1 protein-coding gene is annotated in these 531 nt (G+C 51.8%); it reads left to right on the top strand.

Annotated elements, in window-relative coordinates; all coding sequences use genetic code 11:
* The coding region (locus tag P8629_RS11475; protein ID WP_278166266.1) for a transposase at window positions 1-425 on the top strand (425 nt) is incomplete at its 5' end.
* Window positions 426-531 lie beyond the last annotated feature (106 nt).

The following is a 531-nucleotide window of genomic DNA, read 5'->3' as shown; positions in this document are numbered from 1 at the left end:
GAGCGGCGATCAATCTCATTTCCGCCGTCACTAACCAGGGCAAGGTACGGTTCCGGTTTTTCGACGGCACCATGAATGCGCAAATTCTGATCGACTTCATGAAGCGCTTGATTCGTGAAGCCAAGCGGAAGGTCTTCCTGATCCTGGACAACCTCAAGGTCCATCACGCCAAGATCGTCAAGGCCTGGCTGGCGGAGCATCGGGATGAGATTGAAGTGTTCTACCTTCCACCCTACTCGCCGGAATTGAACCCCGATGAGTATCTGAACTGCGACCTCAAAGCCGGCGTGCATAGCGGTACTCCGGCGCGCAGCAGAGACCAGCTGAAGAGGAAGGCGATGTCTCACCTTCGGAAGCTTCAGAAGCTCCCGAGGCGAGTCGCGAAATACTTCAAAGCCCCGTCAATTCGATACGCCGCATCATAGCTATTTTATTGCCGGGTTAATAACGCGGGTATACAACATGCTCACCTTTTATTAAGGCGTAATATTAATAGGAGGTTTTTGCGCAAAGTAAGCTTTAACAGGCTTG

This window comes from Hydrogenovibrio sp. 3SP14C1 (assembly GCF_029625905.1).
Lineage (GTDB): Bacteria > Pseudomonadota > Gammaproteobacteria > Thiomicrospirales > Thiomicrospiraceae > Hydrogenovibrio.
The sequence above is the reverse complement of the archived record's forward strand: the minus strand, read 5'-3'. Positions and strand labels throughout refer to the sequence as shown.